Origin of the sequence: Streptomyces sp. CC224B, from assembly GCF_030010595.1 — a bacterium.
Taxonomy (GTDB): Bacteria; Actinomycetota; Actinomycetes; order Streptomycetales; family Streptomycetaceae; genus Streptomyces; species Streptomyces longispororuber.
In genome coordinates this window covers 53,677-75,685 of sequence record NZ_JASCXL010000009.1, presented here as the reverse complement: position 1 = coordinate 75,685, position 22,009 = coordinate 53,677, and the positions used below count along the sequence as shown (strand labels likewise).

Below are 22,009 nucleotides of genomic sequence, written 5' to 3'. Positions count from 1 at the left end.
GGGCGGCCCGAGCCGGTCCTGGCACGAGTCGGTGCTGCGACGGTTCGCCCCTGTGACGGGCGAACGAACGCGCATCGGGCGCGGTGAGGCAGGCGGAACCTGGAACGGGCGGGGCCCGGAACAGGCCGGACACCGCAACGGGCGCCCCTCACGGCTCACCAGACCTCGTGACCGAGCCGGACGGGGCCCGAGGCGAGCGGGCCCCCGGCAGAGCCGGGGCCGACACAGGACATGCCCGACACACGAGCGGACCCGGCACCGGTTGGCCCCCGGCACGGGTCAGGCCCAGCACGCGTCGGACCCGCGACAGGTCAGCCCCAGCACACATCGGCCCTGCGACGGCTCGCCCCAGCGAAGGACGGACCCGCACCAAGGGCCGCGAGCCTTTCGGGGCCGGGAACAGGCAGGGCCCCGCACGGGCAGGGCCCGGAACGAGCGGAGCCCGAAACGGGCAGGGCCCGGAACAGGCGGACCCCGGAACAGGCGGAGCCCGGAACAGGCCCGACACCGCGACGGGCGGGGTGCGCCCCGCATGGCGCACCCCGCCCGCACTCGCTTCGTCCCGCCGGGCCCCGCCCGGCTCCCGCTCAGCGCACGGGATCGGGCTGCGGCGGTGCGCCGCTCCCCGGGCCCGTGCCGTCGGCGGGGCCGCCGTCGGGCTCGCCGTCAGTACCGCCGGAGGGACCACCGCCCCCGGTGCCGGGGGCGGTGTCCGTGCCGTCGTCGGTGTCCTCCGCCGGCTTGATCTGGATCTCGAACTCGCCCTCGTACTGCTCGTGTCCGGCGATGACGGCGCGCTCCACGGCCTCGATGCCGTGCTCGCCGCGCACGATGAGGGGGTCGTGCCGCAGGTCCCGCATCAGGGCCACGCACATGCCGATCATGACCAGGGTGAAGGGCGCGGCCACGAGGATCGTCAGGTTCTGCAGGCCGGTGAGGGCGTTGTCCTTGCCGTCGCCGATGAGCAGCATGATCGCGGCGACCGCGCCGGTGACCACGCCCCAGAAGATCACGATCAGGCGGCCGGGCTCCATGGAGCCCTTCTGGGAGAGCGTGCCCATGACGATGGACGCGGCGTCCGCGCCGGACACGAAGAAGATGCCGACGAGGATCATCACGAGCAGGCTCGTGACGGTGGCGATCGGGTACTCGTGCAGCAGGCCGAAGAGCTGGGCCTCCGGGGTGTCGTCGCCCTTGAGGCCGCCGTCCTGCTTCACGTGCATCGAGCTGCCGCCGAAGACGGCGAACCACAGCAGGCTGACCGTGCTCGGCACCAGGATGACGCCGCCCACGAACTGCCGGATCGTACGGCCCCGGCTGATGCGGGCGATGAACATGCCGACGAACGGCGTCCAGGAGATCCACCAGGCCCAGTAGAAGACCGTCCAGCTCCCCAGCCAGTCCGAGACGCCTTCCCCGCTGGACGCCTCGGTACGGCCGATGAGCTGGGGCAGTTCGTTCAGGTAGGAGCCGACGGAGGTGGGCACCAGGTCGAGGATGATGACGGTCGGGCCCGCGACGAACACGAAGAGGACCAGGAGCAGCGCGAGCACCATGTTGATGTTCGACAGCCACTGGATGCCCTTCTCGATACCGGACACCGCGGACGCCACGAACGCGACGGTCAGGACCGCGATGATGGCGACAAGCAGGCCCGTGCCGGCGTCGTCCATCCAGTCCAGTTCCTCGAAGCCGCTGCCGATCTGGAGCGCGCCGAGGCCGAGGGAGGCGGCGGAGCCGAAGAGGGTGGCGAAGATGGCGAGGATGTCGATGACCCGGCCCCACGCGCCGTGGGCGTGCTTCTCGCCGATGAGCGGGACGAACACGGAGCTGATGGTCTGCCGCCGGCGCCGCCGGAAGGTGCTGTACGCGATGGCGAGGCCCACGACGGCGTAGATCGCCCAGGGGTGGAGCGTCCAGTGGAACAGCGTCGTCGCCATGGAGACCTCCATGGCGGCGGCGTCGTCGGCGGGGTCGGTGCCGGGCGGCGGCGTGGTGAAGTGGGCGAGGGGCTCGCTCACCCCGTAGAACATCAGGCCGATGCCCATGCCCGCGCTGAACATCATCGCGACCCAGGACACGGTGCGGAACTCGGGCTCCTCGCCCTCCTGGCCCAGCGTGATCTTGCCGTACCGGCTGACGGCGAGCCACAGGGCGAAGACCACGAAGCCCGTCGCGGCGAGCATGAAGGCCCAGCCGCCGTTGTGGATGAGGCCTTCGAGCATGTCCGACGAGACGTTCTCGAGGCTGTCCGTGGCGACGCCGCCCCACACCACGAAGGCGAGGGTGAGCACGGCCGTGACGCCGAACACGATCCGGTCGGTCTGGGGTGGGCGGCCGCCGGAGTGGCCCCCCACCGACAGGGGCGGGCCTCCTCCGGCGTCCGGCTTCTGGGGTTCCTGCGTCACAAGTGGCACCTTTCGCGCGGCGGTCACGGACTGACTGATCGTCGGTTTCTCTTCTCCCGTAACCCCCTACCACATGCGACATGCCAGGAGAGAGCTCAACAGGCGGTGTCGGGCCGCCCGCTGACGAGGTGGTAGGGCGCCCGGCCGTCGAGCAGCAGCGGAACCAGGGCGCGCGCGGACTGCCGCAGCGGTACGAGCACGCCGCCGTCGCCGCCGCGGCGCACGGTCACGCCGTGCAGGCCCAGCTCGTCGCCGACCTCGGCGTACTGCTCCTTGGTGAGCCGGTAGCCGCAGGCCGGGTCCTGGAGGATCTCGCCGGGCTCGGCGGGGTCGTTGTCGGCGCCGCCGAGGTAGACGGGGCCCCGGTCGCGCAGGCCCGCGAGGCGCGCGGCGGTCGTCGCGGCCTCCAGGTGCCACCGGTGCGCGTCGGCGTAGCGGAACAGGCCCTTCAGCGCGGAGAGCTGGGAGTGGACGCGGCGGCGGTTGTTGAGGGCCGGGTCGTTCTTCTCGGCGTCCGTGAGGGGGTCGACGCGGCTCTCGATGAGCAGGCCCGCGGCGTGCTTGATGCCGGACATGTTGCGCAGGATGCGCTCCTGGCCGTCGCCCGCGACCTGCTTGACCGGCTCGCCCGTGACGGGGTCGGTCCAGATGCCGTACGTGCCGACGGTGTGGCCGTCGGCGGTCGCGGCGGGGCGGACGTAGGACCCCGACAGGGTCTTGGCCTCCCGGTGCACCGCGTCGTGGGTGTTGAGGTTGCGCGGCCACAGGTCGAACAGGTCCTTGTCGTAGTACGGGGGCGTGGCCCCGTACTCGTGCAGGTCGTAGATCGCGTCGGGTTTCCGGTCGCGGACGACGGCGGCCATCGCGCGGCCCTCGGCGGTCTTCAGGGCGAGGTGGTCGCGGTTGATGTCGACGCCGTCGGCGTTGCCGCGGGTGTCGGCGGCGCGGCCGTCGGGGTTGGCGGTGGGTATCACGAGCAGGGTGGTGCGGGACAGGAACCGTCGGGTGGCCCTGTCCTTGGCGTAGGCGAGGTCGCGCACGGTGCTGAGGCAGGCCTCGCGTCCGGAGGGCTCGTCGCCGTGCTGGCTGCACACGAGCAGCACGGTGCTCGCGGTGCGGCGTTCGCCGACGCGGACGAGCTGGAGGGGCCGGTTCTGCCCGGTGGTGCCGATGCGGGAGACGGAGACCCGGTCGCTCGCCTTGTCGACGGTCGCGAGCAGCCGCTGCTCCTCCGGCTGGCTGGTCCAGCGCGCGCCGTTGCTCTCCTCGAAGCCGGTGCGCGGCGGAACCGGGGCGGCGCCCGGGGCGGCCTGGGCGGGGGCCGCCAGGAGCGGGGCGGCGAGCGCGGCGCAGGCAGCGGCGAGGGCGAGCGCGCGGATGCGGGGTGTCATGAGGTACGGCCTCCCGGTACGGGGACGATCGGGCGTGCGGGGGCGACGCCGTCGAGGCGGGACGCGCCCGGCGCGGGGGTGCCGGTGGCGCCCGGGGCGGTGGCGAAGGCCTTGGCGCCGCCGACGAGCGGCAGGCGGGCGGTGGTCCGGGCGAGGTCGACGGTGAGGGTCGGGGTGTCGGCGGGCGGGGTGATCAGGTTGCGGTCGGTGCCGCCGATGACGAGCGCGAGCCGGTGGCCCTTCGGTACGACGTGGTCGCTCGCGGCGAGGTCGAGGGTGAGGGTGACGGGCTTGCCCGGGGTGAGCGGGCGGCCGTGGTGCGGGTCGGCGTGGTGGCCGACGTCGGCCCAGCCGCGGCTGAAGACGGTGAAGCCGACGGCGGCGGTCCTGGCGACGGTGTCCTTGAAGCAGGAGCTGTCGCCGGGGGTGCTCGCGCCCCAGCAACTGCGCCCGGGCAGCGTGGTGATGCCTTCGTCGTCGTGCGCGTAGTCGCGGATGGTGGCGGGGCCGATGTCGGCGAGGACGGCGGTCAGGTGCGCGGTCGGGGCCGAGGGCGTCACGGTGACGGTGACCGTGGAGGAGCCGGACAGGCGCAGGTCGCGGGCGAGCGGCCGGGTGGTGAAGCCCGCTTTGGACGACGTGGGGACGTCGATGGCGGAGACCCATGCGATCTCGCCGACGCGCCGGTCGTCCGTGAAGGTCTCGGTGCCCTTGCCGGGGCGGGTGCCGAGGGTGCCGACGCCGGGGGCGGCGCCCTTGGCCGGGCGGAGCGTGACGGTGTCCGTGGCGCGCGGCGGCCAACTGCGGTCGGTGGTCCAGCGGTCGGGGGCGCGCTCGATGTCGGCCATGGGTTCGCGGTCGACGCCGTTGGCGTAGCCGAGGAGTTCGTGGTCGAACCAGCGGTGCAGGGTGCGCACCCAGTCGGCGCGGCGGAAGTCGAAGGGGTCGACGTGGCCGGCCTGGCTCAGCCACAGCTTGCGCTGCACGCCCGCCTCGCCGAGGGCCTCCCACCACTGCCCGAAGTGCTTCATGCGCACGTTCAGGTCCTGCATGCCGTGCACGGCGAACACGCTGGCCCGCACCTTGCGGGCGTCGGGCACGTGGTCGCGCTCGGTCCACAGCGGGGTCCAGTCGCCGCTGCGGGGCGCGCCCTCGACGAGCCGCTGCTTCACGTGGCCGCAGCGGGCGCGGCCCTCGGGGCTCTCCACGGCGCGGGCCAGACCGTCGGGGCCGCTGTTGAACAGGGGGGCGCCCTTGGCGAAGTAGTAGTCGTACCAGGAGGAGATGGCGCCGATCGGCACGATGGTCCTCAGGTTCCTGACGCCGGTCGCGGCGACGCCGTTGGCGACGGTGCCGTCGTAGCTCTTGCCGATCATGCCGGTGCGGCCGTTGGTCCAGGTGGCGCGCACGCGCTCGCCGCCGGTGGGCGCGGTGTACGCGCGGGCCCGGCCGCCCAGCCAGTCGACGACGGCCTTGGCGGACCGGACGTCGGAGCGCCCGCCGACGTCGACGCAGCCCGTGGAGCGGTTCGTCCCTGCGAGGTCGACGGCGACGTACGCGTAGCCGCGGGGCACGAAGTAGTTGTCGTAGTACAGCGGGAACCGCACCGGCCTGCCCTGCGCGTCGTACGTCTTCTTCTGGCTCTCGTTGCCGCGGCCGCAGCAGGCGTAGTACGGGCTGGCGTCCATGATGACGGGGATCTTCCGCCCCCGCGCGGCGGGTTCGCGGGGCCGGACGACGTCGACGGCGACGCGGTCGGCCGTGCCGTCCGCGTCGCCGTCGAGGCCGGTGTCCACCCACACGGACTCGCGTATCGCGTCCGCGTAGGAGTGGACGGGTCTGCTCTCCCGGGGCTTGTCGTACGCGGCCGGGGCGCCGGGCGCGGACCGCGCGGCGCCCGGGGACACGAGGGTGGCGAGCAGGGCGGTGAGGGCCGCGGTCGAGAGCGTTCTCCACATCGGCAGGCGGGTGCGCGCGCGTATCGGCATGGCGCGGAAGGTACACCGGTCAACAGCGGCCGGAAAGAGGGCCGTACGGGGCTCGTGGCGCGGGCGGCGCGCGGTGGTGAAAGGTGCGTCGGTCATGGTCGCACATGTCGGCCGAATGGCGATCGTGTGACATATGCGGCCATGGACATGACCGGGAGTGGCGGGGCTCAATAGGGTCGTCCGCATCGTGAGGTGCCCGGCGCGCAGTCTCCGACCGGGGCCGCCGCCGGACGCGATCGACCCGCACCGCCAACCCACTTGGAGATACACGTGCACCGCAGCAGACTCATCGCCCCGGGCGCGCTCGCCGCCTCCCTCCTCCTTGCGATCCCGGCGACGGCGGCCGACTTCACGCCCGGGGCCCCGGGCGTGGGCGACTCCTACTACCCGGACCACGGCAACGGCGGCTACGACGTCTCGCACTACGACCTGCGCCTGAAGTACCAGCCGAAGACGGACCTGCTGGAGGGCACGGCGACGATCTCCGCCACCACCACGCAGGACCTGTCGCGCTTCAACCTGGACTTCGGCCTCAAGGTGAGCGAGGTGCGCGTCAACGGCAAGAAGGCGTCGTTCACGCGCTCCGGCGAGCAGGAGCTGGAGATCACGCCCAAGTCGGGGCTGCCGAAGGGCAGTTCCGTGACGATCGTCGTGCGGTACGCGGGCAAGCCGTCCGAGGTGAAGATACACGGCTTCACCGCCTGGCAGCGCACGCCCGACGGGGGCGTCGCCGCGCAGGAGCCGGAGTCGGCGGCCTGGTGGTTCCCCGCCAACGACCACCCGCGCGACAAGGCCACGTTCGACGTGTCGGTGGCCGTGCCGGACGGCTCCCAGGCCATCTCCAACGGCGTGCTCCAGCGGCAGACCTCGCGCCTCGGCTGGACCCGCTTCGACTGGCGCTCCAACAAGCCGCAGGCGCCGTACCTGGCGACGCTCGCCGTCGGCAAATTCGACATCACGACGGACAAAACCGAGAACGGCCTGCCCGTCCTGAACGCCTACAGCAAGGACCTCGGCGACAACGCGGGCGCCGCCCGCGCCAGCATCGAGCGCACCACCGAGGTCGCCGAGTGGCTGGAGACCCTCTTCGGCCCGTACCCCTTCAACGCCCTCGGCGGCTACGTCCCGAACGTCCCCGCGAGCTACGCCCTGGAGACCCAGACACGACCGTTCTATGGCCCCCGGGCCTTCGCCAACGGCTCGAACGTCTCCATCGTCGTGCACGAGCTGGCCCACCAGTGGTACGGCGACAGCGTCTCCGTGGAGAACTGGAAGGACATCTGGATCAACGAGGGCTTCGCGCGCTACAGCCAGTGGCTGTGGTCCGAGAAGGAGGGCGAGGGCACGGCGCAGGAGCTGGCCGACTACACCTACGCCTCGCGCGCCGCGAACGACCCCTTCTGGCAGGTCAAGCCGGGTGACCCGGGCCCCGACAACCAGTTCCACGTCGCCGTGTACGACCGCGGGGCCCTCGCCCTGCAGGCGCTGCGGAACAAGGTCGGCGACAAGGCCTTCTTCGAGATCCTGAAGGGCTGGCCCACGGAGCGGGCCCACGGCAACGCGAGCGTGCGGGACTTCGTGTCCTACGCCGAGGAGGTCAGCGGCAAGCCGCTGAGCGGGCTCTTCGAGACGTGGCTGTACAAGGCGGGCAAGCCGGGCGCTCCGGCCGCGCGGGGGGCGGGGGTTGCCCTGGCCGCGGGGGAGAAGGCTCCGGCGAAGCCGAAGTCCTGGAAGAAGATCGCCGCAACGAACACCGCCCACGACCACCACTGACCCCCCTGCCCCCCGGCGCCTCCACCGGCCCTCGGCCGCTCCTGGCCTGGGGGCCCCTGGCCCGGGGCTGCGCGAGGGATGTTCCCCACCCTGCCCCGCCCGCCCCTTCCCGGGGCGAGCGGGCGGGGCGGGCCGCCTGCGGCGGGCTGGGGCGCGGTTCGCTCTGCTCGGGTTTGCCCGGATCGCTCGGGCTTGCTCGGGCCTGCTCAGGCTGCCTGGGTCGCTCGGGCTTGCTCCTGCTTGGGTTCGCCTTCGTCCGTCGCTGGGGTGGTGGCCCGCTGATCCGCCGCTCCGCGACGGATGTCCCCCCGCCCGCCCGCCCCTTCCGGGGCGGACGGGCAGGCCGGGCAGCCTGCGGTGGGCTCGGACGCAGTTCGCTTCACCCGGGCCTCCCGGGCTCGGGTACGCCTTCGTCCATCACTGGAGTGGTAGTCCGCTGATCCGCCGCTCCGCGACGGATGTCCCCCCGCCCACCCGCCCCTTCCGGGGCGGACGGGCGGGAACCCCTACGCCGCCGCGAGGGGGGCGATCAGGGCTGCGGATGGGTGGGGCTGACCCGGGCCCGCTCGCCGGGGCAGTACGGGCGGGCGGGTGGGAAAGGTTTGCGACGCTGCCGCGAGAGTCACCGCCGGGGCGCCGGACAAGCCCGGCCTGCTCACCAGGGCAGTACGGGCGGGCGGGTGGGAAAGCCCCTGTGACGCTGCCGCGAGGCCTGGCGCCGGGGCGGTGGGCAGGCCGGGCCTGCTCGCCAGGGCAGTACGGGTGGGCGGGTGGGAAAGCCCCTGTGACGCTGCCGCGAGGCCTGGCGCCGGGGCGCCGGACAGGCCCGGCCTACTCACCGGGGCGGTACGGGCGGGTGGGTGGGAAAGGCCTGCTGAGGCCGCCGCAGACACGTTGACGGGCGGCACCCGCGTGGGGTGCCGCCCGTCGGCGTAGAGGCGAAGGCCCGGTGGCCTCGTATGGGCCAGGGCTGAGCCCAGGGAAGCCGGAGGTCGCGCGAAGCCCCGGGGCAGGCCTGGGGCCCAGCGGGGCCGGGCCCCGGGGGCCGGGGTGGAGGCCCGGTTACTTGGTGAGGGCGGCTGCCTCGCGGTCGGCCTTGCGCCTGATCCCGTACCAGCCGACCACGAGCGCCGCGGCCACCACCGGAATCAGGAACAGCGTCTTGCGCCCGACCTCCGCGTCCTTCCACATCAGACCGAGCACGGCCAGCAGGAAGGCGATGGTGACGTACTCCGTGACGCCGCTGCCGGGCAGCCGGAACGACGGCCGGGTGATGTGCCCCTCCTTGGCCCGCTTCACGAACGCCAGGTGGCAGACCATGATGCTGATCCAGGTGCCGATGATCCCGAGCGAGGCGACGTTCAGGACGATCTCGAACGCCTGGTCCGGGACCACCCGGTTCAGCGCGACGCCGAGGACGCCGATGCTCGCGGTGAGCAGGATGCCGCCGTAGGGCACGTGGTTGCGGTTCATCTTCGCGGTGAACTTCGGCGCGGAGCCCGCCATCGCCATGGAGCGCAGGATGCGGCCGGTGGAGTACAGGCCGGAGTTCAGCGAGGACATGGCGGCGGTCAGGACGACGAAGTTCATCACGTCGCCGGCGCCCGAGACGCCGATCTTGGACAGGACCGTCACGAACGGGCTCTGGTCGGCCGAGTACACCGACCCCGGCAGCAGCAGCGCGAGCAGCACGACCGAGCCGACGTAGAACAGGCCCACGCGCCACATGATCGAGTTCACGGCGCGCGGCACGACCTTCTGCGGGTCCTTGGTCTCGCCCGCCGCGACGCCGACCAGCTCCAGGGAGGCGTACGCGAAGACGACGCCCTGGAGGACGATCACGACCGGCATGACGCCGTTCGGCAGGAAGCCGCCGTGATCGGTGATCATGCTCAGGCCGGGCGTCTCGCCGCCCACGTCGTGCTGCGTCGCCACCAGGAAGATGCCGATGAACATGAACGCGACGAGCGCCGCGACCTTGATGATCGCGAACCAGAACTCCATCTCGCCGAAGTACTTCACCGAGATCAGGTTCACCGCGAGGACGACGGCGAGGGCGATCAGCGCGAGCACCCACTGCGGGATGTCGGTGAAGAAACTCCAGTAGTGCGTGTAGAGGGCGATCGCCGTGATGTCGGCGATGCAGGTCGTCGACCAGTTGAGGAAGTACATCCAGCCGGCGACGTAGGCGCCCTTCTCGCCGAGGAACTCGCGCGCGTAACTGACGAAGGAGCCGGACGAGGGCCGGTAAAGGACCATCTCGCCGAGGGCGCGTACGACGAAGAACGCGATGACGCCGCACACGAGGTAGGCGAGGGCGAGCGCGGGGCCCGCCGAGTGGAGGCGGCCACCCGCCCCGAGGAAGAGGCCGGTGCCGATCGCGCCACCGATGGCGATCATGTTGACGTGGCGGGCCTTGAGGTCCTTGCTGTAACCGGCGTCGCCCGCGTCCGCGGGGGCCTGGGACGCAGCGGTGCGGCTGGCGTCCACGGCCGTGTCTACGGCGTCGTTGCTCACGTGGAAGGTCCACTCTGTGGTGCCCGGAAAGAGCTCCCGGGGTCCGGATGTGCTCGGGCCCGCAGTACCCCTGACGCACCACGGACCGACCCGACACCTTCCCTTACGCAACGCCCGAAACGCGGTGGCGCACGTCACATAGCGGTACTTCTCACATGGTGAGAGCCACATGTACATCCATGGGTCACGCGGTGTAAAGGCTCTCGATGAGGTGGCGGTGCTTCGCTGTGACGACCCGGCGGCGCAGTTTCAGCGTGGGGGTGAGCTCGCCGGTCTCCGGGCCCCACTCCTCGGTCAGCAGCAGGTGGCGCTTGATCTGCTCGGTGCGGTTGAGGCGCGCGTTGGCCGCCTCGACGGCGCGGGCGACCTCCGCCCGGACCTCGGGGCTGGCCCCCGGATCTCCCTCGATGCCGCGTGCGGCGGCCCAGGCCGCGGCCGTCTCCGGGTCCAGGACGAGCAGCGCCACCAGGTACGAGCGGCCGTCGCCGTACACCAGGGCCTGGCCGACGAGGGGGTGCTCCTTCAGGGCGCACTCGACCAGCGCGGGGGCGACGTTCTTGCCGGTGGAGGTGACGATCAGCTCCTTCTTGCGGTCGGTGAGCCACAGGAAGCCGTCCTCGTCGAGCCGCCCGACGTCGCCGGTGGCGAACCAGCCGTCCGCGTCGCGCACGTCGTCGAGGCCGCCGTCGGCCCGCAGATAGCCTTCGCACACGATGTCGCCGCGGACGAGGATCTCCCCGTCGCCGGCGATGCGTAACTCCACGCCGGGCAGTGGTCTGCCCACCGAGCCCAGCCGGAACGCCTCCGGGCTGTTCGCCGTGACCACGCCGCTCGTCTCGCTCAGCCCCCAGGCGTCCATGATCACCACGCCGAAGCCCGCCCAGAACCGGGCCACCTCCACCGGCATCGGCGCCGCGGCGCTCGCCGCCCGGCTCAGCCGGTCGAGTCCGGCGTACGCGAGCAGCGGGTCGAGCACGCGCTTCTTGGCCTCGCGGTACGCCGCATCCAGGTCGGGGGGCGGGGTCTCGCCGCGCTCACGGCAGGCCACGTGCGCGCGGGCCGTGCCGGTGGCGGCCTCCACGGCGCGCCGCCGCTCCTCGGGCAGGCCGGCGAGGGCCGCCCGGAAGGACGCGGCGAGCTTCTCCCACACGCGCGGGACCCCGAAGAACTGCTCGGGGCGCAGCTCCCGCGCCGCCTCGGCGACCTTGGCCGGGTCGTCGCACAGGTACACCCGGGACGCGCGGTACAGCGGCAGGTAGATGCCGAGCATGCGCTCCGCGATGTGGGCGAACGGCAGGTAGCAGAGGTGGCCGGAGGGCACCGCCAGGCCGGTGGTCTCGGCGACGCGGACGGCGTCGTGCAGGACGCCGCGGTGGGTGAGGCACACGCCTTTGGGGTCGCCGGTGGTGCCGGAGGTGTAGACGACGGTCAGCGGGTCGGTGGCGCGGACCTCGCGCCAGGTCTTCTCGAAGACCTCGGTGCGGTGCAGCCGGGCCCCGCTCGCACGCACCGACGCGTAGGAGCGGTGGTCGCCCGCGGCGGCCGGGTCGACGACGACCAGGTGCGCGAGGCGCACCCCGGCGTCGGAGAGCAGCGGCTCCCAGCGGGCCAGTTCGCCCGCGCCCTCGACGACGGCCACGCGGGCGCGGCTGTGCCGGCGATGTGGGCGACCTGCTCGGGTGCCGAGGTGCCGTACACGGTGACGGGCACGGCGCCGAGGTGCGTCAGGGCGAGGTCGCTGAGCCAGTGCTCGGGACGGTTGGCCATCATCATGAGGACGTGCTCGCCGCGGCGGACGCCGAGCGCCGCGTACCCGGCGGCGAGCAGGGCGACCTCGCGCCGCACCTCGGCCCAGGTGAGCGTGGTCCACGCGGCGCCCTCGCGCCAGGAGAGCGCGGGCCCGCCGGGGTGGTCCTCGGCGTTGCGGAGCAGCAGGGCGGGGAAGGTGGTGTCGCCGGGGTTCCCGGGAAGCCGCCGGGTCGTGGTCATGGAACCGCCTCCTGGCACCGTCGGTCGTACCGTCGGCTCGTACCGTCGGTTCGTCATCGGCTACGTGGCGTGACTGCCCCGGAGGCTTTCACAGCGGCGGTGGTACAGCAATACTGTTGCACCGCATTGCCGCACGACCGGGGAGGCGACGCACCGCCATGGCGACGGACACGGAGGCATCCGCCGACGAAGCGACGGCCGACGTCGTGGAGGACGCGGCTGGCGCGGCGGACGCGGCGGACGGCGCCGACCCCGGAGACGTGGCGGGCCACGCCGCCGCGGTCGCGTCCCCGGCGGCGTACGCGGGGAGCGCGGAAGGCGCGGCGGGCGCGTCCGCCGCGGCGACGTACACGGTGGACGAGCTGGCCGCGCGCGCGGGCGTCACGGTGCGCACCATCCGCTTCTACAGCACCAAGGGCCTGCTGCCGCCGCCCGTGATCGGTCCGCGCCGGGTGGGGCTCTACGGCCCCGGGCACCTCTCCCGGCTCGCCCTCATCGAGGAGTTGCAGCACCAGGGCATGACGCTCGCGGCCATCGAGCGGTATCTGGAGCAGTTGCCGCCGGACCTGAGCGCGCACGACCTGGCCATCCACCGCGCGGTGGTGGCCTCGTGGGCGCCGGAGGGCGCGGAGGAGATGTCCCGGGCGGAGCTGGAGCGCCGGGCGGGACGGGCCCTGGCGGCGGAGGACGTGGAGCGCCTGGCGGCGATGGGCGTCGTCGCGTACGACGCGGCGGCGGACCGCTGCCGGGTGGACCCCGGGCTGCTGCGGCTCGGGGTGCGGCTGCTCGACGTACCGATCGCGCACGAGACCATCCTGGCCGCGCGCACCGTACTGATGGAGCACACGCGCTCGGCGGCGCGTGAGCTGTCGCGGCTCTTCCGGGACGAGGTGTGGGACCCCTACCGCGAGCGCGAGAGCGACCCCGGGCACGTGGCGGCGATGAGGTCGCTCTCGGCGCACATGCAGCCGCTGGTGGTGCAGGCGCTGGTCACGGCGTTCCAGCGGTCGCTGAAGGAGGAGCTGAGGGAGTGGCTCACGGAGTCCTGAGCCCCTGGCCGGAGCCTTGAGCACCTGGCCGGGGCCTTGAGCCCCTGCTCGCGGTCCTGAGCACCTGCTCGCCGGGCCCGCGGCCACTCCCCCACACGCGCCTGGGGCGCCTCAGCCGTCGCGGAATGTCTCGCCGCGCTCCGCCTTCTGCACGAGCAGCGCGGGCGGCGTGAACCGCTCGCCGTAGCGCTCGGCGAGCTCCCGCGCGCGGGCCACGAACGCGGGCAGGCCGGCGCCGTCGTCGTAGCCGTTGATGTACTGGAGCACGCCGCCGGTCCAGCCCGGGAAGCCGATGCCGAGGATGGAGCCGATGTTGGCGTCGGCGACCGAGGTGAGGACGCCCTCCTCCAGGAGGCGCACGGTGTCGAGCGCCTCGGCGAACAGCATCCGCTCCTTCATGTCCTCGAACGGGATGCTGTACCCGGGCTTGGTGAAGTGCTCGCGCAGGCCCGGCCACAGGCCGGTGCGCCTGCCGTCGTCGCCGTAGTCGTAGAAGCCCTTGCCGCCGCTGCGGCCGGGGCGGCCGAACTCGTCGACCATGCGGTCGATGACGGCCTCGGCGGGGTGGACGGCCCAGGTGCCGCCCGCCTCCTCGACGGCGCGCCGGGTCTCGTTGCGGATCTTGCGGGGCAGCGTGAGGGTCAGCTCGTCCATCAGGGAGAGGACCTTCGCGGGGTAGCCGGCCTGGGCGGCGGCCTGTTCGACGGAGGCGGGCTCGATGCCCTCGCCGACCATCGCGACGCCCTCGTTGATGAAGTGGCCGATGACGCGCGAGGTGAAGAAGCCGCGCGAGTCGTTGACGACGATGGGCGTCTTGTTGATCTGCCGGACGAGGTCGAAGGCACGGGCCAGTGCCTCCTCGCCGGTGCGCTCGCCCTTGATGATCTCGACGAGCGGCATCTTGTCGACGGGCGAGAAGAAGTGCAGGCCGATGAAGTCGGCGGGCCGGGTGACGCCCTCGGCGAGCTGGGTGATGGGCAGCGTGGAGGTGTTGGAGCACAGCAGCGCGTCGGGCGCGACGACGTCCTGGACCTCCTGGAACACCTTGTGCTTGAGCGCGGTGTCCTCGAAGACCGCCTCGATGACGGCGTCGCAGTTCGCGAGGTCGGCCGCGTCGGCGGTGGGCGTGATGCGGGCGAGCAGCGCGTCCGCCTTCTCCTGGGTGGTGCGGCCGCGGGAGACGGCCTTCGCGCACAGCTTCTCCGAGTAGCCCTTGCCCTTGGCCGCGGCCTCGGCGGAGACGTCCTTGAGGACGACGTCGATCCCCGCGCGGGCGCAGGAGTAGGCGATGCCCGCGCCCATCATCCCGGCGCCGAGGACGGCGACCTTGCGGACCTGGCGCGGCTCGACGCCCTTGGGGCGGTTGGCGCCGGAGTTGACGGCCTGGAGGTCGAAGAAGAACGCCTGGATCATGTTCTTCGAGGTCTGGCCGGTGACGAGCTCGGTGAAGTACCGGGCCTCGATGGTCAGCGCGGTCTCGAAGTCGACCTGGGCGCCCTCGACGGCGGCCGCGAGGATGTTGCGCGGGGCCGGGTAGGGGGCGCCGTTGAGCTGCTTCTTCAGGTTGGCCGGGAAGGCCGGGAGGTTGGCGGCGAACTTGGGGTTGGCCGGGGTGCCGCCCGGGATGCGGTAGCCGGGCACGTCCCAGGGCTGCTGGGACTCGGGGTGGGCGTCGATGAAGGCGCGGGCCTTCTCCAGCATCTCCTCGGGGGTGGCGGCCAGCTCGTGCACCAGGCCGTTCTCCAGGGCGCGCTTCGGGTTGTACTGGGTGCCCTGGAGCAGCACCTTCAGCAGGGCGTCGGCGATGCCCATGAGGCGGACGGTGCGGGTGACGCCGCCGCCCGCGGGCAGCAGGCCGAGCGTGACCTCGGGCAGGCCGATCTTGCTGCCGGGCGCGTCGAGCGCGATCCGGTGGTGGCTGGCCAGCGCGATCTCGTAACCGCCGCCGAGGGCCGCGCCGTTCAGGGCGGCGACGACCGGCTTGCCGAGCGTCTCGATGCGGCGCAGCGCGTTCTTGATGGCGGTGCCGGTGTCGAACGCCACCTGGGCGTTCTCGGGGCCGACCTGGATCATCTCCTTGAGGTCGCCGCCCGCGAAGAAGGTGTTCTTGGCGGAGGTGTAGACGATCCCGCGGATGGAGTCCTTCTCGGCCTCGGCGCGGTCGGCGATCGCGATGATGGAGTCCTTGAACGCCTGGTTCATGGTGTTCGCGGACTGGTCGGGGTCGTCCAGGACGAGCGTGACGACGCCGGTGTCGTCCTGTTCCCAGCGGATGGTGGTGCTTGCGGTCATGTCGGTGTCTCCGTGAAGTCTGTGGCAGGCGGAATGGAGGAGGGCGGGTCTACGCCACCGGTGGGGGCCGGTCGCGCGGTTCGCCGGCCTGAGGGGCGCACGGAGTGCGTTTTCAGGGGCGCGGGGAACTGCGCGAGCGACCACGACGCACCCGCGGCCGGCGACACACCCCGAACCGCGCGGCGCGAAACCGGGGCGCGAAGCCGCAGCGCGAAGCCAGGGCGCGAAGCCGCAGCGCGAAGCCAGGGCGCGGAGCCGCGGCGCGAAACCGGGGCGCCGAGCCCTACAGCCGCTCGACGATCGTGGCGATGCCCATGCCCCCGCCCACGCACAGCGTGGCGAGGCCGTACCGCTTGTCCTGGCGTTCCAGTTCGTCGACGAGGGTGCCGAGGATCATCGCGCCGGTGGCGCCGAGAGGGTGCCCGAGGGCGATCGCGCCGCCGTTGACGTTGACCTTGTCGAGGCTCAGCCCCATGTCCTTGACGAAGCGCAGGACCACCGCGGCGAAGGCCTCGTTGATCTCGACGAGGTCGATGTCGTCGATGGTCAGACCGGCCTTGGCGAGGGCCTTGCGGGTGGCCGGGGCGGGCCCGGTGAGCATGATGGTGGGCTCGGAGCCGGAGACCGCCGCGGAGACGATCCGGGCGCGCGGGGTGAGGCCGTGGCGCTCGCCGACCTCCTTGCTGCCGATGGCCACCAGGGCGGCGCCGTCCACGATGCCGGAGGAGTTGCCCGCGTGGTGGACGTGGTCGATCTTCTCCACCCAGTGGTACTTCTGCAGCGCCACGGCGTCGAAGCCGCCGAGGTCGCCGATGTCCTTGAAGGACGGCTTCAGCTTGGCGAGGGAGTCGGCGGTGGTGCCGGGCCGCATGTGCTCGTCGTGGTCGAGGACGGTGAGGCCGCTGCGGTCCTTCACCGGTACGACGGACTTCTCGAAGCGGCCCTCCTTCCAGGCGGTGGCGGCGCGCTCCTGGGACAGCGCGGCGTACTCGTCGACGTCGCGCCGCGAGAAGCCCTCCAGGGTGGCGATGAGGTCGGCGCCGATGCCCTGCGGGACGAAGCCGGTGTCGAGGTTGGTCATGGGGTCGTTGAACCAGGCGCCGCCGTCGGACGCCATCGGCACCCGGGACATGGACTCGACGCCGCCGGCCAGCACCAGGTCCTCCCAGCCGGAGCGGACCTTCATGGCCGCCATGTTGACGGCCTCCAGGCCCGAGGCGCAGAAGCGGTTCTCCTGGACGCCGGCGACCGTGTCCGGGAGCCCTGCCGCGATGGCCGCGATCCGGGCGATGTCGGACCCCTGGTCGCCGACGGGCCCGACGACGCCGAGGACCACGTCGTCGACCGCCGCCGGGTCGAGGTCCGGGGAGCGGCGCTGGATCTCGCGCATCAGACCGGTCACGAGGTCGATCGGCTTGGTGCCGTGCAGGGCGCCGTTCGCCTTGCCACGGCCGCGCGGGGTGCGGATCGCGTCGTACACGTACGCTTCGGAGCTCACTGGAACGCCTTTCGGGGAGGTCGGGGAGGGCCTGTGGGGTCTACGGGGACTGCTGGGTCTGCGGGGACTGCCGGATCTGATGGGTCTGCCGGGACTACCGGAGCTGCCGGATCTGACGGGTCTGACGGTCCCGGCAGGACTGCCATGACTACCGGGGCCGTCGTGCGGGAGGGGCGCGTCGGGTCAGTCGAGGAGGGCACGGCCGATGATCTCCTTCATGATCTCGGTCGTGCCGCCGTAGATGGTCTGGATGCGGCCGTCGGTGAACGCCTTCGCGACCCGGTACTCCGCCATGTAGCCATAGCCCCCGTGCAGTTGCAGGCAGCGGTCGGCGACGCGTTTCTGGAGTTCCGTGGCCCACCACTTGGCCATGGAGGCGTGCACCGGGTCGAGCTGCCCGTTCGAGTGATCCACGACGCAGCGGTCGAGGAACGCGCGGGTGACGGCGCACTCGGTGGCCATCTCGGCGATCTCGAACCGGATGTGCTGGAGCTTGCCGAGGGGCCGCCCGAAGGCCTCGCGCTCCTTGACGTACGCCGTGGTGATCTCCAGCAGGTGCTCGGCCGCGGCGATCCCGGCGACGGCGATGGCCATGCGCTCCTGCGCGAGGTTCGTCATCAGGTGCACGAAGGCGCCGTTCAGCTCGCCGAGCAGGTTCTCCTTGGGCACGCGTACGTCGTGGAAGAACAGCTCCGCCGTGTCCTGGGCCTTCTGGCCGATCTTGTCGAGGTTGCGGCCGCGCTCGAAGCCCGGCATGTCCCGCTCGACGACGAGCAGCGACAGGCCGTGCGCGCCGCCCTCCGGGGTGGTCCGGGCCACCACGACGACGAGGTCGGCGAGGATGCCGTTCGAGATGAACGTCTTCGAGCCGTTGAGCAGCCAGTGGTCGCCCCGGTCCTCGGCGGTGGTGCGGATGCCCTGGAGGTCGGAGCCCGCGCCCGGCTCCGTCATGGCGATGGCGGTGATCAGCGAGCCGTCGCAGAAGCCGGGCAGCCAGCGGCGCTTCTGCTCCTCGGTGCCGAGGCCGGTCAGGTACGGGCCGACGATGTCATTGTGCAGGCCGATCGCGAGGCCCGCGGCGCCCGCCCGGGTGAACTCCTCGGCCAGCACGACGGCGTGGCGGAAGTCCGCGTTCCCGCCGCCGCCGTACTCCTCGGGCACGGCGACCCCGAGCAGTCCCTGCTTGCCCGCGGCGCGCCACGCGCCCCGGGAGACGATGCCGTCCCGCTCCCACTGCTCGTAGTGGGGTACGACCTCCTTGGCGAGGAAGGTGCGCACGGTCTCGCGGAACGCGTCGTGCTCGGCGTCGAAGATCTGCCGTTCCATGGTCATCCGTTCCGTCGTGGCGGGTGCCGAAGTGGCGGGTTCCTGTCCGGACCGTGCTTTACGGGGTGCTCAGGGTGTTCAGGGTGCTCAAGTTGTCCCGGCGTCGAGCAGCGCGGGCACGTCCCAGTCGCGGGCGACGCCCTCGGTGTCGGCTCCCGGCCGCGCGGGCCCGGAGCGCACGGCGGTGGGCGTGGCGGAGAAGCGGGGCGCGGGCGCGGGCTGGGTCAGGCCGCCGTGGTCGGTGAAGGTCCCGCGGGCCGCCAGGTGCGGATGGTGCGGGGCCTCGCGCAGCGAGAGCACGGGTGCCACGCAGGCGTCCGAGCCCTCGAACACGGCCGTCCACTCGGCGCGCGTACGGGTCTTGAAGCGGGCGGCGACGGCGTCGCGCAGCTCGCCCCAGCGGGCGGGGTCCGCGCGCGCGTCGGCGGCCTCCGCCAGCCCGAGGAGGGCCGCGAACTCGTCGTAGAACCGCTGTTCCAGGGCGCCCACGGCCATGTGGCCGCCGTCCGCCGTCTCGTACGTGCCGTAGAACGGGCAGCCGCCGTCCAGGAGGTTGGCGCCCCGGTGGTCCTGCCAGCCGCCCGCCGCGAGCATGCCGTGGATCATCGTGGCCAGGTGCGCGGCCCCGTCCACGATCGCGGCGTCCACGACCTGCCCGGTGCCGTGCGCGCGGGCGTGGTGCAACGCGGCGAGTACCCCGACCACCAGGTACAGCGAGCCGCCCGCGTAGTCCCCGACGAGGTTGGCCGGGACCGTGGGCGGCTCGTCGGGCTCCCCGATCATGCCGAGGGTGCCGGTGACGGCGATGTACGCGACGTCGTGCCCGGCGCGCGGCGCCAGCGGGCCGTCCTGGCCCCAGCCGGTCATGCGGCCGTAGACGAGCCGCGGGTTGCGGGCGTGGCAGGCCTCGGGGCCCACACCGAGGCGCTCGGCGACCCCGGGCCGGTAGCCCTCGACGAGCACGTCCGCACGCTCGACGAGGTCCAGGACGCGGGCCGGTCCGTCCGGGGCCTTGAGGTCGACGAGCACGCTGCGCTTGTTGCGGTTGGTGAGGTCGTACGCCGGGTCGATGCCGAGCCCGGCGCCGCCGGGCCGGTCGACGCGCACGACGTCCGCGCCGAGGTCGGCGAGGAGCATGGCGGCGAACGGGCCGGGGCCGATGCCCGCGAGCTCGACCACGCGGACGCCGTCGAGCGGCCCCCGAACACCCTTGTGCGGCACTGTCATGGCGCCCCCAGCGCTCTGCCACAGCTACGACACCGCTCCGCCACCGCTATGACACAACCGATGTAACACCAGTGATGCTAAGAACGTGTTCCACCGCGCACAAGCCCCGGACGAGCAAGCGCTTAGCCGATTGTGGCGTGTCCGGGGCGCCGGGGGTGTGACCGCGGGTCCCGGCCGGGCGCGCTAGCCTCAGCGGTCCGCGTCGACGCCGTACCACCCGAGCAGGACCCGAGTGAGAGGTGCCAAGACCGCCATGACTCCCCAGGACGCCCGGAACACTCGTAACAGCACCGACAGCAACGCCGGCAACGACGGCGACATCAGCAACGACAACCGGGACACCAACGGCAGCCGGAACACCCAGGACAGCAGGGCCGCACAGGGCCCGCGGGACAGGGAACTCCCCTACGACATCGTGCTCTTCGGGGCGGCGAGCTTCGTCGGGGCGCTCACCGCCGAGTACCTCGCCGCGCACGCGCCCGAGGGGGTGCGCTGGGCGATCGCCGGGCGGGACACGGCGAAGCTGGAGCGGCTGCGGGAGCGCCTGGCCGCCGACCGGCCCGCGTGCGCCGGGCTGCCGCTGCTGCGCGCGGACGCCGGCGACCCGGCGTCCCTGCGCGAACTGGCCGCGTCCGCCCGCGTCGTGGCCACCACCGTGGGCCCGTACCTGACGTACGGCCAGGAGCTGGTGGCCGCCTGCGCGGAGGCCGGGACGGACTATCTGGACCTGTCCGGCGAGCCCGAGTTCGTGGACCGGATGTACGTACGGCACGACGCCCGCGCGCGGGAGACCGGGGCGCGCCTGCTGCACGCCGCGGGCTTCGACTCCGTCCCGCACGACCTGGGGGTGCGCTACACGGTCCACCAGCTCCCGGAGGACGTGCCGCTGCGCGTTGACGGCTTCGTCCGCGTGCACGCGCGGTTCTCCGGCGGGACGTTCTCCTCCGCGCTCCAGCAACTCGCGCGCGGGCGGCAGATGCTGGCCGCCGCCCGCGAGCGGCGCCACCTGGAGCCGCGCCCGGCGGACCGTACGGCGTACGCGCCGCCGGGCGCGCCCCGGTACGCCGGGGAGGTCGGCGCGTGGGCGCTGCCGCTGCCGACGATCGACCCGCAGGTCGTCGAGCGCTCCGCGCGGGAACTTCCGCGCTACGGGCCGGACTTCCGCTACCGGCACTACGCCGCCGTGCAATCGCTGCCCGCGGCCGTGGGCGGGGTCGCGGCGGCCGGGGCGCTGCTCGTCGCCGCGCAGCTCCCGCCCGCGCGGCGCCTGCTGTCGGGCCTGGTGAAGCCGGGCGAGGGGCCGGACGCGGCACGGCGCGCGGAGAGCTGGTTCTCGCTGCGGTACGTCGGCGAGGGTGGCGGGCGGCGGGTGTACACCGAGGTGACGGGCGGGGACCCCGGCTACGGCGAGACCGCGAAGATCTTCGCGGAGGCAGCGCTGTGCCTCGCCCTGGACGACCTGCCCGAGACCGCGGGCCAGGTCACCTCCGCCGTCGCCATGGGCGAGGCCCTGACCGCGCGGCTCACGGCGGCGGGGATCGGTTTCCGGGTGGCGGCGGTGCGCTGACGCTCCACCGGTGGCCGGGTGGTGCCTAGGGGGCCGCGTGGTGCGGTGCGGCGGTCGCCGCGTGGCCCGGGCGCTCGCCGCGCTATGCGGTGCGGTCGGTGGCGGCGTGACCCGGTCGCTCCGCCGCGCGGCCCGTTCGGTGGCGGCCGCCGCGCTCAGCCCGTCGCCTCGCGCAGGGCCGCCCGGCACAGCGCGTCCGCCCTGCGGGTGGTCTCCGGCAGCCGGTAGCGCGGGGTGAGGTGCAGCACGTGGGCGTACGCGGTCTCCAGGGACACACGGTGCCCGACCGACACGAACACCGGCTTCACGCCGTCCCGGGTGCGCAGCGCCCCGCCCACCTCCTCCGCGCCGTCGCGCAGCGGCGCCACGCTGCCGCGCGCCGCGCCCGGGGCCTCGTACGCGAAGGTGAAGGGGTTCTTGGCGACGCCGATCGTGGGGCGGCCGGTCAGCACGCCGAGGTGGCTGGCGAGCCCGAAGCGGCGCGGGTGCGCGACGCCGTAGCCGTCGCACACGACCAGGCCGGGGTCGGCGGTGAGCGCCTCCAGGGCGGCGAGCACGGCGGGCAGTTCGCGGAAGGCCAGCAGCCCGGGCACGTACGGGAACGCGACGCGGCCCACCGCCGTCGCCTCCTCCACGACCGTGAGGTCCGCCGCGTCCAGGACGACGACCGCCGCGGCGACCACGTCCCGCTCGTCGTCGTACGCCACGTCCACGCCCGTGACGTGCCCCGCCCCGGGCGGCGGCCCCGGCTCGTCGCGCACCACCCGGCCGCGCAGACGGTCCTGGACGGCACGGGCCGCCGCCTCGTCGGCGGGCCAGTCGGCGGGCAGGGGCGGGATGGCGACGGCGGTCGTGTTCATGATGAGCCCCAGCCTAGAGCCCGTCCGGAACTCGCCCCGAGCCCGCCCGGAGCCCGCCTTGCACCTGCCCCGCACCCGCCCGGTGCCCGTCCCGAACCTGTCCCGAGCCCGTCCGAAACCCGCC

At 73.1% G+C, this 22,009-nt stretch carries 12 protein-coding genes and 1 pseudogene; 3 read left to right on the top strand and 10 right to left on the bottom strand.

All coding sequences use genetic code 11. The features are described 5' to 3' along the window. Positions 1-587: 587 nt before the first annotated feature. From QK440_RS05805 to QK440_RS05795, 3 genes are all read right to left on the bottom strand, one after another. Positions 588-2,363, bottom strand: a complete 1,776-nt coding sequence (locus QK440_RS05805; RefSeq protein ID WP_282791914.1) for a BCCT family transporter — start codon at positions 2,361-2,363, stop codon at positions 588-590. Positions 2,364-2,503: 140 nt separating this feature from the next. After that, the gene (locus QK440_RS05800) at positions 2,504-3,799 is read right to left on the bottom strand and encodes a M14 family metallocarboxypeptidase (protein WP_282791876.1); all 1,296 of its coding nucleotides are present in this window, start codon (positions 3,797-3,799) and stop codon (positions 2,504-2,506) included. Further along, complete coding sequence (locus QK440_RS05795; RefSeq protein ID WP_282791875.1) at positions 3,796-5,787, bottom strand: Xaa-Pro dipeptidyl-peptidase; 1,992 nt, start codon at positions 5,785-5,787, stop codon at positions 3,796-3,798. Before QK440_RS05795 ends, QK440_RS05800 begins: the two co-directional genes overlap by 4 nt. Positions 5,788-6,057: 270 nt before the next feature. On the opposite strand from QK440_RS05795, the gene QK440_RS05790 reads away from it, so the two are divergent. Then, positions 6,058-7,560 carry a M1 family metallopeptidase gene (locus QK440_RS05790; RefSeq protein WP_282791874.1) on the top strand — a complete coding sequence of 501 codons (1,503 nt, stop codon included), beginning with the start codon at positions 6,058-6,060 and terminating at the stop codon, positions 7,558-7,560. A 1,062-nt stretch (positions 7,561-8,622) separates the two neighbouring features. Here the strand turns inward: QK440_RS05790 and QK440_RS05785 are convergent. Both QK440_RS05785 and QK440_RS05780 read right to left on the bottom strand, forming a co-directional pair. Then, positions 8,623-10,077, bottom strand: coding sequence for an amino acid permease (locus tag QK440_RS05785; RefSeq protein WP_282791873.1), 1,455 nt, complete (start codon positions 10,075-10,077; stop codon positions 8,623-8,625). Positions 10,078-10,261: 184 nt separating this feature from the next. Further along, positions 10,262-12,066 (bottom strand): annotated as a pseudogene (locus QK440_RS05780) (AMP-dependent synthetase/ligase). A gap of 158 nt (positions 12,067-12,224) precedes the next feature. Here QK440_RS05780 and QK440_RS05775 point away from each other — a divergent pair. After that, a complete protein-coding gene (locus QK440_RS05775) occupies positions 12,225-13,115 on the top strand; it encodes a MerR family transcriptional regulator (protein WP_282791872.1) in 891 nt (296 codons plus the stop codon). Positions 13,116-13,226: 111 nt separating this feature from the next. On the opposite strand, the gene QK440_RS05770 is transcribed toward QK440_RS05775, so the two are convergent. The 4 genes from QK440_RS05770 to QK440_RS05755 all read right to left on the bottom strand — a co-directional run bounded on the left by QK440_RS05770 (position 13,227) and on the right by QK440_RS05755 (position 19,458). Continuing rightward, positions 13,227-15,407, bottom strand: coding sequence for a 3-hydroxyacyl-CoA dehydrogenase NAD-binding domain-containing protein (locus QK440_RS05770; protein ID WP_282791871.1), 2,181 nt, complete (start codon positions 15,405-15,407; stop codon positions 13,227-13,229). Positions 15,408-15,690: 283 nt separating this feature from the next. Then, a complete protein-coding gene (locus QK440_RS05765) occupies positions 15,691-16,905 on the bottom strand; it encodes an acetyl-CoA C-acetyltransferase (RefSeq protein ID WP_282791870.1) in 1,215 nt (404 codons plus the stop codon). 183 nt (positions 16,906-17,088) lie between these two features. Further along, entirely contained in the window at positions 17,089-18,231 is a 1,143-nt protein-coding gene (locus QK440_RS05760; RefSeq protein ID WP_282791869.1) for an acyl-CoA dehydrogenase family protein, read from the bottom strand. 87 nt (positions 18,232-18,318) lie between these two features. Then, positions 18,319-19,458 carry a CaiB/BaiF CoA-transferase family protein gene (locus QK440_RS05755; RefSeq protein ID WP_282791868.1) on the bottom strand — a complete coding sequence of 380 codons (1,140 nt, stop codon included), beginning with the start codon at positions 19,456-19,458 and terminating at the stop codon, positions 18,319-18,321. A gap of 253 nt (positions 19,459-19,711) precedes the next feature. Between QK440_RS05755 and QK440_RS05750 the strand changes: the two genes are divergently transcribed. Then, on the top strand, positions 19,712-21,025 hold the full coding sequence (locus QK440_RS05750) for a saccharopine dehydrogenase NADP-binding domain-containing protein (protein ID WP_282791867.1): 1,314 nt from the start codon (positions 19,712-19,714) through the stop codon (positions 21,023-21,025). A gap of 155 nt (positions 21,026-21,180) precedes the next feature. On the opposite strand, the gene nfi is transcribed toward QK440_RS05750, so the two are convergent. Continuing rightward, a complete protein-coding gene (nfi, locus tag QK440_RS05745; protein WP_282791866.1) occupies positions 21,181-21,885 on the bottom strand; it encodes a deoxyribonuclease V in 705 nt (234 codons plus the stop codon). Positions 21,886-22,009: the final 124 nt, after the last annotated feature.